12 protein-coding genes are annotated in these 13,196 nt (G+C 66.1%); 4 read left to right on the top strand and 8 right to left on the bottom strand.

The window, feature by feature from the left end:
- Positions 1-2: 2 nt before the first annotated feature.
- The 4 genes from A0W70_RS02900 to A0W70_RS02885 are packed head-to-tail and all read right to left on the bottom strand — an operon-like array spanning position 3 to position 4,587.
- Positions 3-1,037 (bottom strand): DUF4340 domain-containing protein, encoded by a 1,035-nt coding sequence (locus tag A0W70_RS02900; RefSeq protein WP_070988135.1) that lies wholly within the window; start codon positions 1,035-1,037, stop codon positions 3-5.
- Positions 1,034-2,920, bottom strand: coding sequence for a Gldg family protein (locus A0W70_RS02895; protein ID WP_070988134.1), 1,887 nt, complete (start codon positions 2,918-2,920; stop codon positions 1,034-1,036). The genes A0W70_RS02900 and A0W70_RS02895 overlap by 4 nt, the downstream gene beginning before the upstream one ends.
- Positions 2,921-2,923: 3 nt before the next feature.
- Positions 2,924-3,658: an ABC transporter permease subunit gene (locus A0W70_RS02890; protein ID WP_070988132.1), complete on the bottom strand. Its 735-nt coding sequence runs from the start codon at positions 3,656-3,658 to the stop codon at positions 2,924-2,926.
- Positions 3,655-4,587: an ABC transporter ATP-binding protein gene (locus A0W70_RS02885; protein ID WP_070988130.1), complete on the bottom strand. Its 933-nt coding sequence runs from the start codon at positions 4,585-4,587 to the stop codon at positions 3,655-3,657. The genes A0W70_RS02890 and A0W70_RS02885 overlap by 4 nt, the downstream gene beginning before the upstream one ends.
- Positions 4,588-4,622: 35 nt before the next feature.
- Between A0W70_RS02885 and A0W70_RS02880 the strand changes: the two genes are divergently transcribed.
- The gene (locus A0W70_RS02880; RefSeq protein WP_175443050.1) at positions 4,623-5,642 is read left to right on the top strand and encodes a ChaN family lipoprotein; all 1,020 of its coding nucleotides are present in this window, start codon (positions 4,623-4,625) and stop codon (positions 5,640-5,642) included.
- Positions 5,643-5,959: 317 nt separating this feature from the next.
- Entirely contained in the window at positions 5,960-7,015 is a 1,056-nt protein-coding gene (locus A0W70_RS02875; protein ID WP_070988127.1) for a succinylglutamate desuccinylase/aspartoacylase domain-containing protein, read from the top strand.
- An 87-nt stretch (positions 7,016-7,102) separates the two neighbouring features.
- On the opposite strand, the gene A0W70_RS02870 is transcribed toward A0W70_RS02875, so the two are convergent.
- A complete protein-coding gene (locus A0W70_RS02870) occupies positions 7,103-7,543 on the bottom strand; it encodes a DUF1499 domain-containing protein (protein ID WP_070988286.1) in 441 nt (146 codons plus the stop codon).
- Between the two features lie 126 nt (positions 7,544-7,669).
- Here A0W70_RS02870 and A0W70_RS02865 point away from each other — a divergent pair, with 126 nt between their 5' ends.
- On the top strand, positions 7,670-8,164 hold the full coding sequence (locus tag A0W70_RS02865) for a C40 family peptidase (RefSeq protein WP_070988285.1): 495 nt from the start codon (positions 7,670-7,672) through the stop codon (positions 8,162-8,164).
- A 19-nt stretch (positions 8,165-8,183) separates the two neighbouring features.
- Here A0W70_RS02865 and A0W70_RS02860 read toward each other — a convergent pair whose 3' ends face one another.
- Positions 8,184-9,299: a Glu/Leu/Phe/Val dehydrogenase dimerization domain-containing protein gene (locus A0W70_RS02860; RefSeq protein ID WP_245675791.1), complete on the bottom strand. Its 1,116-nt coding sequence runs from the start codon at positions 9,297-9,299 to the stop codon at positions 8,184-8,186.
- On the bottom strand, positions 9,296-9,853 hold the full coding sequence (locus A0W70_RS02855; RefSeq protein ID WP_070988126.1) for a hypothetical protein: 558 nt from the start codon (positions 9,851-9,853) through the stop codon (positions 9,296-9,298). Before A0W70_RS02855 ends, A0W70_RS02860 begins: the two co-directional genes overlap by 4 nt.
- A 133-nt stretch (positions 9,854-9,986) precedes the next feature.
- Between A0W70_RS02855 and ettA the strand changes: the two genes are divergently transcribed.
- Positions 9,987-11,654 (top strand): energy-dependent translational throttle protein EttA, encoded by a 1,668-nt coding sequence (ettA, locus tag A0W70_RS02850; protein WP_070988125.1) that lies wholly within the window; start codon positions 9,987-9,989, stop codon positions 11,652-11,654.
- A gap of 621 nt (positions 11,655-12,275) precedes the next feature.
- Here the strand turns inward: ettA and A0W70_RS02845 are convergent.
- Positions 12,276-13,100: a DUF547 domain-containing protein gene (locus A0W70_RS02845; protein WP_070988124.1), complete on the bottom strand. Its 825-nt coding sequence runs from the start codon at positions 13,098-13,100 to the stop codon at positions 12,276-12,278.
- Positions 13,101-13,196 lie beyond the last annotated feature (96 nt).

Below are 13,196 nucleotides of genomic sequence, written 5' to 3'. Positions count from 1 at the left end.
TCCTACCTCGGATCCTCGAGTACGCTTTCCAGCGTGTGCGTCATATTGACGAATTTGTACTCGGGGATCGCGTAGAGCCAGCCATCGAAACGCGCATTGAGCGTATCGACCTGCTGGCGCACCGGATCGCCCGAACCCGCTGCCGCCTCCGCGCGGAGGCGGATATAACGCGGGCCCGTTCCGCGCTCGGCGGCAAACGCTTCGATCACGATCCGCAGACCGTCCAGCGTCTCGAACCGGGCCTCGGCCAGGCGGGGAGGCAGATCGACCGCAGGGGCCGGATGCACGTCCGTCAGGCGCAGATCGGAGACGATCCGCACGACCGAGCGGGCGATACTGTTGGACAGCGGGCGGCGACCTTCGGGCCGGTTGGCGATCTCGAAGTTCCGGGACCGTGGTTGCTCGCGCGCGACCCGGACCGGTTCACCATCGCGCGCAACGATCTCGACCGAGCGCATCCGCTGGATCGGGATTTCCGTCAGGCGGTCATCGAGCCAGTCACCGATCTCCGCGGGCCTTTCAATCCGTTCCGAGACCAGCCACGCGCGCCCATCGTCGCCGTCCAAGCGGCGCAGGTATGTCCCCCCGGTATCAGCGCCCGCCGTCTCGCCGATGATGACGCGCGGCGCCGGATCCAGCCCCTCGAGCGTCAGCTCGACCCCGCCGGCATCGGCTTCCTCGATCGGCTGCAGTCCCAGCCGATCCCAGCCTTCCGGGCGATCCGTTTTCGCATCCTGCCGTCGCGCCTCGGACAGCGCGATCAACGTGCCCCGCAATGTGCCGGGGTCCGCCGGATAACCGTCGCGGTTGCGCACACGCCAGATATCGCCGTCGCGCACGACGTCCGCGAGGAGCTTCCCTCCCGCGATCCGGGCGCGGACGCCCGTCACCGACGGGAGACGATCCGCCAGACCGGGCATGAAGTGATCACCGGCGGTATCCGCGGCGGGCTCCGGCACCGGCTGACGCACGTACCATGCCGCAGCCACGGCGAGTACGGTCAGGAGTGCCAGGGCAGCGAGCGTACGTCCGCTCACGCCGCTGCCGCCGCGCGTCTGCGACGGCGCCGCCGCCGGAATCCGAACACCAGCAGCGCCGTCAATGCGACGACGCCGGGTACCGCGACGATATTCAGCAGCCGCAGGCGATCGCCCAGCGCCTCGATCCGCGCGTCCAGACGCTGCCGAACCTCGCGCAACTCGCGCCGCAGGCGATTACGGCGCTCGCGCTGCGCGGCGAGTTCCTGCTGCTGTTCCTCGCTCAGGATCACGCCACCCTCACCGGCTTCGCGGCCACTGCGCAGCGCCTCCAGGCGCTGTTCGGTCTCCTCCAGGGCCTCGCGCAGCTCCCGTTCCTTTTCCCGGAACTGGTTGGCCGCTTCACGCTCAAGTTCCTGAACGCGCGTGAACGGGCGCGCCGAAGTGCCCGCGCCGCGAATGCCGATCAGGGCATCGCTGCCCAGCAGGTTTTCGATGGCGTTCGCCACCATGTCGCCGTTCCCCGCGAAGGCCTCGCGCACGGTCTGACCGCGCTGGCGGCGCTCGTTCACCCAGAGCCGATCGGACAGGACATCGGTATCCGCAAACAGCACCATATTGGCCGGATCCGCTGCCGCCGCCCGATGGCCGCCCGCCGGCGGTTCCCCTTCGGGCGGCGGTCCATCGGGCCAGGCCGAACGCAGATCGCCGTGCAGACGTGCGGCCACGGTCAAGGGACGCCCCAGCGGTTTCAGGCCACGCGCGAGTTCAGACGGATCGTCGAGACCCACAAAGCGCTCCGCCGGCAGTACGCTGGCGGACGGCGCGGCCTGCACCAGCGGCGTGATCTCGAGACCGCCTTCGGCATTGGTGATCACGCCCGGCGAGCCGAATACGAGGCGCTCGACCGTGGCGGTAATGACATCATCCGTCGCCAGCCCCTGACGGGTGATCCCGAGCAGCCCGGGATGCACGGTCTGGCGGCCCTCGCCGGTGCTGACCACCAGGCCATTGCGCGGATCGGCGACGGCGTGCCCGAGCGTGACGTCGACCCCCCACGCCTCGAGCAGCGGCCCCGGGTCCGACGCACTGACGCGACCGTCCGGCTGATCGCGAGTGGGGCCCGAAGCGGTATCCGCCACCGGATCCACGAATACCGCCGCGCGCCCGCCGTGGGTCAGGTACTGATCGACGGCATATAACGTGCGTTCCCGGTAATCGCGCGGGTGCACCAGCATGAGCACGTCGATTTCCGGGTCGATGCCCGTGGTCGGCGTGTCCACCTCGCGGACTTCGGCGAATTCCTTGATCCGGTCGACAACGGCCCACGCCGGGATCGGTTCGCGCGTGCTCGGGTTGTAGCGCTCGGTGATATCGAGCCGGGACATGACCCCGACCACGGGCGGGTCGGGATTCATCAGCGACCAGACGAGACGCGAGATATCGTATTCGAGGAAGCGCTCGCGCTCGGGCTCGAAGAACTCGATGACCTCGACGCCATCGGTGCTGTTGGTCGCGACCAGGCCGAGGAACAGCCGGGCATTGTTGCCGGTGCCGGAAGGAACCGGTTCGAGACCGTGCTCAAGGGCGCGGTCGCGCGCCTCCGTCAGGGGTTTGGGGTCGACCGTGCGCACATCGATGCGGCCACCGGACAGGGCCTCGTATTCCTCGAGCAGTTCCCGTACACGCTGTGCGTACTGACGCACGAACGGCACGCCCTCGGCGGCGTCGTTCGAGAAGTACAGCGTGAACTCGATCGGCTCATCGATATCCTCGACGATACCGTGCGTGGCCTCGGACAGGGTATACAGACGGTCCTCGGTCAGATCGACGCGTGCCCCGACCAGCAGGGCATCGGCGAGCAGCACGACGGCGACAAACAGGACACCGGCAAGCGCGATACCGGCAATGGACTGCAATCGGCGACCCGGCGCGAAACGCATCGTTCATTCGCCCTTTTTCATTTCGATGACGGTGACATTCGCGAACAGGAAGAACACGATCAGTCCGACGAAATAGATCAGATCCCGCAGTTCGAGTACCCCGCGCCTTATGGACTCGAAATGCGCCTGGAATGACATCGCCGATATGGCATCGACCACGCCCTGTGGCGCCCACCCGCGGAAGGCATCGAGCACCAGCGGATAGCCGGCCATCAGGAACAGGAAGCAGAGCACGAACCCGATCACGAACGCGACCACCTGACTGCGGGTCAGCGCCGACACGAAGCTGCCGATGGCCAGAAACCCGCCGGCCATGAAGCCACTGCCGATATAAGCGGCCAGGATGACGCCGTTATCCGGTTCCCCGAGATAATTGACCGTCCACCACATCGGGGCGGTCAGTGCGAGCGCGAACAGGACGAAGACCCACGCCGCGAGGAACTTGCCGATGACCGCCTGCGCGGTCGTGACCGGCAGCGTGAGCAGGAGTTCGATGGTGCCGGTATCGCGCTCCTCGGCCCACAGCCGCATCGCGAGCGCCGGCACCAGAAACGCGTACAGCCACGGGTGCAGCCCGAAGAACGGGCCGAGATCCGCCTGCCCGCGCTCGTAGAAAGCGCCGAAATAGAACGTCAACGCGCCCATCAGCGCGAGGAAAATCACGAGGAATACGTAGGCCACCGGGGTTACGAAATAGCCGCTCAGTTCGCGCCGGAAAATCGCTCCGATCGCCCTCATGCCGCCGTCTCCGATGCCGTGATGTCACGGAACACGTCGTCGAGTCGACCGCCCTCGGCGCGCAGCGCGGTCACCGTCCAGCCCTGTTCGTGGCAGCACGCCCGCACCCGCGCGGCGGTATCGAGCCCGTCCTCCCCGAACACGGTCACGCTGTGGCCGTCGGCCGCGCGCTCGATCCCGGTCACGCCGGGCAGACCGGCAAGGACATCGGGCGCATCATCGATATCCTCCTCGATCGCAACCGTGACCGCGTTGCGGTAGCGCGAGCGCGCCAGCAGGCCGGCGGGCGTATCGTCGGCAACCACCCGGCCGCTGCGGATCACCACGGCCCGGGTGCAGACGGACTCCACTTCCTCGAGGATGTGCGTCGAGACGATGATGGTCTTCTCCGGCGCGATGGCGTTGATCAGGCGGCGCACTTCATGCTTCTGGTTCGGATCGAGACCGTCGGTCGGCTCATCGAGGATCAGCACGGGCGGGTCGTGCAGCAATGCCTGGGCGAGACCGACGCGGCGCTTGAAGCCCTTGGAGAGGGTCACGATGGGCTGATACAGCACCGGTCCGAGATGCAATTGCTCGACGACCGTATCGATACGCCGCTGGCGGTGCTCGCCGCGGAGCCCGCGCATATCGGCGATGAAACGCAGGAAAGCCCGCGGCACCATCTCCGCGTACGCCGGCGCACCCTCGGGCAGGTAACCGAGCGCCAGCCGGGCGGCGTGCGGTTCGTTCACGACGTCATGACCACAGACCGCGGCACGGCCTTCGCTGGGTGCCAGGAATCCGCTGATCATTTTCATCGCGGTGGACTTCCCGGCACCGTTCGGCCCGAGGAATCCCAGCACTTCGCCCGGTTCGACACGCAACGTGAGATCATCCACCGCAGTGAACAGGTCGAACCGTCGGGTCAGGTGTTCCGTCTCGATCATGGGGACCGCCGATGGGCAAACCGGGGTTTGTAAAGATGATGCGCACCGAATGCAAGCCCGCACGGACGGCGGGCTGGCGCCGACCGCACCCGGGGCCATGCCTCGACAAGGCTCGCCTGCACCCCGCAGGACGCCGCTGGCTGATCATCCTGGTGCTGGTGCTGGGCGCGACCGGCGTGGCGCGGGCGGAGCCGCTCCCCGGGCGGATCTGGAAACCGGCCGAAGCGCGGTTCGTGGACCCGGGCGAGGTCATTGCGGCGGCGCGGGCCGCGCCTTTCGTACTCCTCGGCGAGACGCATACCGTCGCCCGACACCATGCGCTCCAGGCGCGCCTGATCCGGGCCATTGCCGAGAATGGGCGCCAACCCGCCATCGTTCTTGAGATGGTCGCGCGCGACCGGCAAGGCGATATCGACGCATGGCGACGGGCGGATGCACCTGACGCCGTCGCGTTCGGTGCCGCGGTCGAATGGCGGGAACGGGGCTGGCCGCCCTGGTCGGCGTACCGCCCGATCGTCGAAGCGGCCCTCGCGCACGGCCTGCCGGTGCGGGCCGGCGGCCCCGCCTCGGACCTGTCCGGTCGTGTCGCCGAGGCAGGACTGGCCGCCCTCGCTGACCGGACCGAAGAGACGTTTCCCGGGCTGGAAACACCGCTCGATGCGGCCGCCGAACGGCGTCTGCTCGATACACTGACGCGCGCCCACTGTGGCCTGCCGGAACATGCCCCGGTCGATCGCATGATCGCGGTGCAGCGCCTGCGTGATGCCGCCATGGCGCATACGATGCTCGAAGCGGATTCGGCCAGTGGCGCGGTCCTCATCGCCGGCCGCGGCCACGTTCGCCGGGATTACGGAGTCCCCGTCTATCTGCAACGGGGAGCCCCGGAGCGCGATTTTGTCACCGTCGCCTTTCTCGGCACCGCCAATCGGCCGACCATCGCCGACCAGCGTGAAGCGGCGGGTGGTACCCTGCCATTCGATTACGTCTGGTTCACGGAGGGCGGCGCCGCCGGGCCGGACTGCTCGGCCGACCGATCCGGGACGCCCGGCAAGTGAGATCGTAACCGTTGCGCCTGGCGCCTGATGGCGAACATTCAGGGTCCCGTTCACCGTGTTCTGCCGCCATTCAGCCGCAGCCGGGAAGTGCGTCTACCGCAGCGTCACTGAAGCACCGCGGCAGATATTCCCCCGAAACCGCCCCATGGAGGAAAATTCGCGCGTTGACCGGACACGGGTACGATGGATTTTCCGGAAACACGGATGGGTCCATAAGGACACTTGGCAAAACGCGATGCTGTGACAGAATCGCCTGAACCGTGCTGCACAGGGCTCCGCTTTACGGGCCAATCCGAATCACGAATGGGGATCGAGCAATGACCGCGAACGAAAACGAAACACCGGGCCTCACGCAGAAGGGGCCACGCGTCACCTCCAATATCGACTGGAACGCGGACGGCAAGCAGCACGGGTACATCAGCGCCCCCTATTCCGCCAACGATTCCGCCTGGGGCGCCGTGCGCGTGCCGATCACCGTGATCCGCAACGGCCCGGGACCGAGCGTGCTGTTCACCGGCGGCAATCACGGTGACGAGTACGAAGGGCCGATCGCCCTGAAGAAACTCGCCGCGTCGATCGACCCGGCATCGGTCCACGGGACGATCATCATGATCCCGTGTCTCAACCCCCCGGCCGTTCAGGTCGGCGCCCGTTGCTCGCCGCTTGATGGCGTCAACATGAACCGGGCGTTCCCCGGACAGCGCACCGGCTCGATCACCGAGATGCTGTGCCACTATGTGACCTATGTGCTCCTGCCACGGGTCGAAGCGGTCATCGATCTCCATTCCGGTGGCAAGACGCTGGACTTCGTGCCATTCGCGGCCATGCACTACCTCAACGACGCCGAGCAGTTCGAGCGCACCAAGGGCGTCATCCAGGCTTTCGATGCACCGATTTCGCTCATCATCGAGGAACTCGACACCGAAGGCATGATCGACGGCGTGGTCGAGGAATCAGGCAAGATCTTCATGTTCACCGAACTGAGCGGCGGCGGTACCACCACGCCGGAAACGGTACAGATCGCCGAACAGGGCGTCGTCAACGTCATGCACCACCTGGGCAATCTCGACGGCGAGCCGAATACGCGCGAGTGGCGCGGCGAGACGCCCTCACGCGTGATGGCGACGCCGGACGTCAACTCGTACACGATCTCCGACGAGACCGGACTGTACGAGTGCCTGGTCACACTGGGCGATGAGGTGGTCGACGGCCAGTTGATCGGTCGCATCCACTCGATCGAGAAGACCGGCCTGGAGCCGGGACTGTATTACGCGAACCGCAGCGGCACCCTGATCGGCCGCCACTTCCCCGGCCTCGCACGGCCCGGTGACTGCCTGGCCGTGATCGGTATCGATCAGGACGAACTCCTGTAGGTGGACCGCCTCGTTCCCGTGCCGCGGCAGCGTATTGCGACCAGTTCCACCCGCGGGTGCCTTCCCGCCGGGCCGGAAGATCGTTGATCAGGGCCCGGCCTGGTGGGCCAGTCGCTGGTTGACGGCGCGGCGCAGGCGCTCGACGCGGGCGCGATTCACCCCGAAGTCATACCAGCCAACGCGGGCGGCCGAGCGCACATGGACGAGGCGCTCGTCGTTTGGCAGATGGCATTCGAGGTCATCCGGAAAGCCGAACCAGCGGGATCGCTGGACTACATGGATATAGTCGTCCTCAACCGTGACAAGCTCGGTCCGCGGCCATGAGCGGAGCACATCCACGAGTATGGCGCGCATCTCCGCCCGGGATCCCGGATAGCCGATCGGCGCCACCCGGCGTGAGGGCCGGCCCGCCTCCGTGGATACGCAGCATGGCGCCCCCGGACACGCACGCAGGCGCCCGTCGTGCAGCCCCGGGCCCGATCCAGCCCCTGCAGAACCAGTGCTGAACAAGCCCCTCAATCCCGCCATTTTGCCGCCGATCACGCTACCGGTCGGTCCCGGACAAGGCGGATAATCCTGCGAACTCCATCAAGTTTCACTTGCAAGCTCCGGAAAACAGGCGATAATTGCACGATGCGCATCGGAGAGACTGCCATGCGGGCCAGACGCATACCGGGCCGACATCCGGCCCCTGCCGGACTTCTGCTGGTCACGATCCTGCTCATCGCCGGCTGTGCGACCGCCCCGCGGCCGACGGTCGAATCCGGCGATGACGGGGCCACACATCAGCGGGCGGCCGATATCGCCCTGTCGCTGCGGGGCAGCCCCTACCGCTATGGCGCGAACGGTCCGGACGCGTTCGACTGCAGCGGTCTCGTACAGTACGCCTACCGCCGGGCTGGCGCGAAGGTGCCGCGCACGACGCGCGCGCAATACGAGGCCGTCAATCGACGCTATCTTGACCAGCTCGAGCCCGGGGACCTGGTGTTCTTCCGCATCACGGGAATCCAGGTCTCGCATGTCGGCATCTTCGTCGGTGAAGACGAGTTCGTGCACGCGCCGAAGACCGGCGCGGACGTCCAGATCAGTAGCCTCGACCGGGATTACTGGCGTTCGCGTCTGGTGCGCGCCGGTTCATTGACCCGCTGACCAGCGCTCGCGGCGTGGATCAGCCGCGGCCGGATGGTACGTGGATCGCACCAGCCGGCGTCGCGGGGGCACTTGAACGCAGGACCGCCCGCTCCGCGATCCGGGCTTCGGCGAGCCGATCGGCCGCGAGCCAGGTCGGAATGGCTTCGGCTCGCGCCCGCTCGAAGATCGCACTGATCGTGTCCTCGATCCGCTCGGCCATGGCGTGTGCGCGCTCCGCGCTGTAGCCCTTCATCTCCAGCGAGACATTCATCACGCCGCCGGCGTTGATGGCGTAATCCGGTGCATACACGATGCCGCGACGATGCAGTTCGTCACCATCGGCAGTGGTCGCCAGCTGATTGTTGGCGGCGCCGGCAACGATATCGCAACGCAGCCGCGACAGCGTCTCCGGATTGATCACCCCGCCGAGGGCACAGGGCACGAACACCTCGGCGCCCGTATCGAATATCGCCTCCTCGTCGACCGGCACACAGCCGAACTCGTCCACTGCGCGCTGCACCCGTTCAGGATCGACGTCGCAGACGAACACCCGGGCATCGTGATCGCGCAGGCGGCTGATCAATTCGGTCCCGACGTGGCCCGCCCCCTGCACCGCGTAGGAAACTTCACCGATATCGACATGTCCGAAGCGCTCGCGCAGACAGGCACGGATGCCGGCCAGCGTACCCTGGGCCGTGAACGGCGACGGATCGCCGCTGCCGCCACGGTACTCGTGGGTGCCGGTCACCCATGGGGTTTCCTGCAGGATGTACTCCATGTCGACAGCCGTCATGCCGACATCCTCGGCCGTGATGTACCGCCCGCCCAGCGAATCCAGGAAACGCCCGAAACAGCGCATGCGCGCCTCGGTGCGGTCCACCGCCGGATCGCCGACGATAACGGCCTTGCCGCCGCCGTGTTCGAGTCCCGCCAGGGCATTCTTGTAGGTCATACCGCGCGACAGGCGCAGGACATCCATCAGGGCGGCGTCCCCGTCATCGTAGGGCCACATGCGGACACCGCCCAGGGCGGGCCCCAGCGTGGTGTCGTGGATCGCCACGATCGCCCGCAGGCCAATGCGCGGGTTATTGCAGTAGACGACCTGTTCATGGCCGCCCGCGTCCATTCCTTCAAACACGCCGGTCGCGGTCACGCCCCGGACTCCCCTGCGGTGCGGCGATCAAACCCGTTCAGCAGGTCGATCATGTCCTGGCGGTACGCGTCGAAGCGCTCGGCATCCACCACCACGCCGTAATCGGCCGTGCCCTCGTCGCCACGCCACAGATAGCTGCGCACGACCACTTCCTGGCCATCGGCCGTGGTCGCGCGGGCCCGCATGAACAGCACCTCGTGGCCATTGACCCGACGCCGCTCGAAACCCTCAATTTCGTGACTTGCGAAGGCGGACTCCAGCTCGGCGATCTCGCGCTCGCGCAGTGCCTCCTCGGTGAGCGACTCCGCGCGGTAATCGAACGCGCCCGATACCGCTTCCTCCCGGTGCAGGACCCGCGCCAGCAGGGCGAGCTGCGAGCGCTGGGGCTTGATATCCCACTGCCCGCTGTCGTAGTGGAGGTGGAACGGCAGGTCCTTCGCCCGCAGCGCTTCATCGGCCCGGTCCGGCGTGGAAAACACGGGCAGATCGGCCGCTCCGGCGGCGCCGGTCAGCGACAACAGCAGCAGTACGAAACACGCGCGGATGCGCCGCATGATGGGGTCTCCAGTGACCATGGGGATGCTATACCCTGGCACAGGGCTCCGCGGCACGGAACCGCAGGTAGACCAAAACCCCAACTGCACCGATAATACGCGCCCTCTCGCACAACCCTCGGCAGGACCAGCTATGGCGCAGTATGTATTCACGATGGACGGCCTCACGAAAGTCGTTCCGCCGAAGAAGAAGATTCTCGAAAACATCAACCTGAACTTCTTCCCCGGGGCCAAGATCGGCGTGCTCGGGTACAACGGCGCCGGCAAGTCGACGCTGTTGCGGATCATGGCCGGCCTCGACACCGAATTCGAGGGCGAGGCGCGCCCGCAGCCCGGCCTGAAGATCGGCTACCTGCCCCAGGAACCCCAGCTGGACGACAGCAAGGACGTCCGCGGCAACGTCGAGGAAGCGGTCGCCGATACCAAGGCGATGGTCGATCGCTTCAACGAGATCGGCGAGGCCTTCGCGGACCCGGACGCCGACTTCGAGAAGCTGCTCGAGGAACAGGGCAAGCTGCAGGACAAGATCGATGCCGCCGGCGCCTGGGACCTGGACCGCAAGCTCGAGGTCGCCGCCGACGCCCTGCGACTGCCGCCGTGGGAGGCCGAGACCGCCAACCTGTCGGGCGGCGAGCGCCGCCGCGTGGCCCTGTGCCGCACGCTCCTGTCCGAGCCCGACATGCTCATCCTCGACGAGCCGACCAACCATCTCGATGCCGAATCGGTCGCGTGGCTGGAACAGTATCTGGGCGAGTTCGCAGGCACCGTGGTCGCGGTCACCCACGACCGCTACTTCCTGGATAACGTCGCCGGCTGGATTCTCGAACTCGACCGCGGCCGCGGCCATCCCTTCCAGGGCAACTACTCCGCGTGGCTCGAGTACAAGGAAAAGCGCCTCGCGCAGGAAGAAAAGACCGAGAGTGCCCGACGCAAGGCGATGGAGCAGGAGCTCGAGTGGGCCAAGAGCAACCCCAAGGGCCGGCAGACGAAGAACAAGGCACGCCTGCAGCGGATCGAGGAACTGCAGCAGCCCGAGTACCAGAAGCGCGCCGAGACCAACGAGATCTACATCCCACCGGGCCCGCGGCTGGGCGACAAGGTCATCGAGGCCGAGAACCTCACCAAGACGTTCCGTGACCGTGAGCTCTACCAGGGCATGTCGTTCCGGGTGCCGAAGGGCGCGCTGGTGGGCGTCATCGGGCCCAATGGTGCCGGCAAGACCACGCTGCTGCGGATGATCACCGGCCAGGAGCAGCCGGACAGCGGCACCATCGAGATCGGCGATACCGTCGAAGTCGCGTACGTCGACCAGTCACGCGATCACCTCGATGGCAGCAAAACGGTCTGGCAGGAGATCTCGGACGGCCACGATTACATCGAGGTCGGCAACTGGCAGGTCGCCTCGCGCGCCTATTGCGGCCGCTTCAATTTCAAGGGGCCGGATCAGCAGAAAATGGTCAAGGACCTGTCGGGCGGCGAGCGCAACCGCGTGCACCTGGCCAAGCTGCTGAAAAGTGGCGGCAACCTGCTGCTGCTCGACGAACCGACCAACGACCTCGACGTCGAGACGCTGCGGGCGCTGGAACAGGCGCTGATGGACTATCCCGGCAGCGCCGTGGTGATCTCGCACGATCGCTGGTTCCTGGACCGTATCTCGACCCATACGCTGGCGTTCGAGGAGACCGGCGAGGTGTTCTTCTTCGAAGGCAGCTATTCCGAATACGAAGAAGACCGCAAACGTCGCCTCGGCGCCGACGCCGCCCAGCCCCACCGGCCGAAGCACAAGCGGCTCGATCGCTGACCGTCAGTGCGGGTGCGTGTTATTGGAACGACGGATGAAGAACCACGAATGAACACGAATGCACACGAATGTTGATTTGTGGTTTGCGAACCCCGTGGGAGCTTCGCTGACAGGGTCTCGATCCCCGATATCGACGGGCATTACATACGCAGAGTGGCTACAGGCAGTCCCCTGTTTCAGGGGGCTCAGTACCCTCGCGATTTCAGCGAAGCCCCGCGGACTCCCACACACCCCGGACACTATTCGTGTCCATTCGTGTTCATTCGTGGTTCCGGCTTTTTCCGCACCGGTCCCCCGAACGCTCTCAGCGAAGCTCCAAATGTTGGTTTGTGGTTCGCGAACCCCGTGGGAGCTTCGCTGACAGGGTCTCGATCCCCGATATCGACGGGCATTACATACGCAGAGTGGCTACAGGCAGTCCCCTGTTTCAGGGGGCTCAGTACCCTCGCGATTTCAGCGAAGCCCCGCGGACTCCCACACACCCCGGACACTATTCGTGTCCATTCGTGTTCATTCGTGGTTCCGGCTTTTTGCGCGCTGGTCCCCCGAACGCTCTCAGCGAAGCTCCAGATGCGCCACAGTTCCCCTCAAGCGCCACCCGCACGCATTCGCGGTTCCCGATCACTGCACGTCGTTGAGTGACCAGTCATAGCGGTGGCTGTCGTACTCCGTGCGGCGCTCGATCATGGCCGCGCCGGATTCGTCCGCGTATTTCTGCAGGTGTTTGATCACGCCCAATTCGCTGCCGCCGAAGTCCTCCTGGAACCATTCATAGATGCTCGACACGATCAGATCATCGTTCTGGTCGATCGTGAAACCGCGGCTGTCGTTCACGTATCCGCGCGCGGCCCGGTCGAGCTGTTTCTCCATGTTCTCCGGCGTGAACGCCTGCGGCTGCAGATCCGGACAACCCACGGACGCGCAATTGACCGCGTAGTGGATCCGCGGGTCGGACCAGATCGGTCGCAGGATGCGATGCTCGATATCGTCGAGCGACAGTTCCTCGCCCTCGACGGTTACGAGTTTGGCCCCCCAGGGGCCGCTGCTGAACCAGCCCGGCGAGATATCGATGTCGCGGATCGACTCGACCGGATAGTGCTCCAGCACGACGTCGACCGTCACGGCGTTGTACAGATTGACCCAGTACGCGAACTGCTCCGACCGGCTGTAATCGCTGATGGGAACGCCGGCCAGGCGCTCGATATAGCGATCGAGCCGTTGCTGGTCGGCCTGGTCGACGCCGCCATAATCCAGCCGCGTCACGTCTTCCGCGTCTTCCTGCAGGTATTCCCCGAGAAACCCGGTCCAGGCGGAGTGATCGATCGTCTCCGTGGATGTCTCGTCGTGCGCGGTCCATCGCTCCCAGAGATCGGCCTCGGGGGCTGCCGCGGCCGGATGGGTCGCCAGCAGTCCGAACACCAGCAGGCCGTGAATCAGTCGCTTCATGGTCAGTCTCTCCGTACAAACCGCCGCCAATGCTCACGAGGGCGTGAGCGCGCATGCTGCTCGGACACCTTCAAGCGGGCAGGAGTTCCGTTCGAG

This window comes from Halofilum ochraceum, from assembly GCF_001614315.2.
Lineage (GTDB): Bacteria > Pseudomonadota > Gammaproteobacteria > XJ16 > Halofilaceae > Halofilum > Halofilum ochraceum.
The sequence above is the reverse complement of the archived record's forward strand: the minus strand, read 5'-3'. Positions and strand labels throughout refer to the sequence as shown.

Excerpts from the sequence above, each read along its gene's own strand:
- A0W70_RS02895 (WP_070988134.1), bottom strand. The coding sequence starts at position 2,920 with ATGCGTTTCGCGCCGGGTCGCCGATTGCAGTCCATTGCCGGTATCGCG.
- A0W70_RS02890 (WP_070988132.1), bottom strand. The coding sequence starts at position 3,658 with ATGAGGGCGATCGGAGCGATTTTCCGGCGCGAACTGAGCGGCTATTTC.
- A0W70_RS02885 (WP_070988130.1), bottom strand. The coding sequence starts at position 4,587 with ATGATCGAGACGGAACACCTGACCCGACGGTTCGACCTGTTCACTGCG.
- A0W70_RS02880 (WP_175443050.1), top strand. The coding sequence starts at position 4,623 with ATGATGCGCACCGAATGCAAGCCCGCACGGACGGCGGGCTGGCGCCGA.
- A0W70_RS02875 (WP_070988127.1), top strand. The coding sequence starts at position 5,960 with ATGACCGCGAACGAAAACGAAACACCGGGCCTCACGCAGAAGGGGCCA.
- A0W70_RS02870 (WP_070988286.1), bottom strand. The coding sequence starts at position 7,543 with ATGGCGGGATTGAGGGGCTTGTTCAGCACTGGTTCTGCAGGGGCTGGA.
- A0W70_RS02865 (WP_070988285.1), top strand. The coding sequence starts at position 7,670 with ATGCGGGCCAGACGCATACCGGGCCGACATCCGGCCCCTGCCGGACTT.
- A0W70_RS02855 (WP_070988126.1), bottom strand. The coding sequence starts at position 9,853 with ATGCGGCGCATCCGCGCGTGTTTCGTACTGCTGCTGTTGTCGCTGACC.
- ettA (WP_070988125.1), top strand. The coding sequence starts at position 9,987 with ATGGCGCAGTATGTATTCACGATGGACGGCCTCACGAAAGTCGTTCCG.
- A0W70_RS02845 (WP_070988124.1), bottom strand. The coding sequence starts at position 13,100 with ATGAAGCGACTGATTCACGGCCTGCTGGTGTTCGGACTGCTGGCGACC.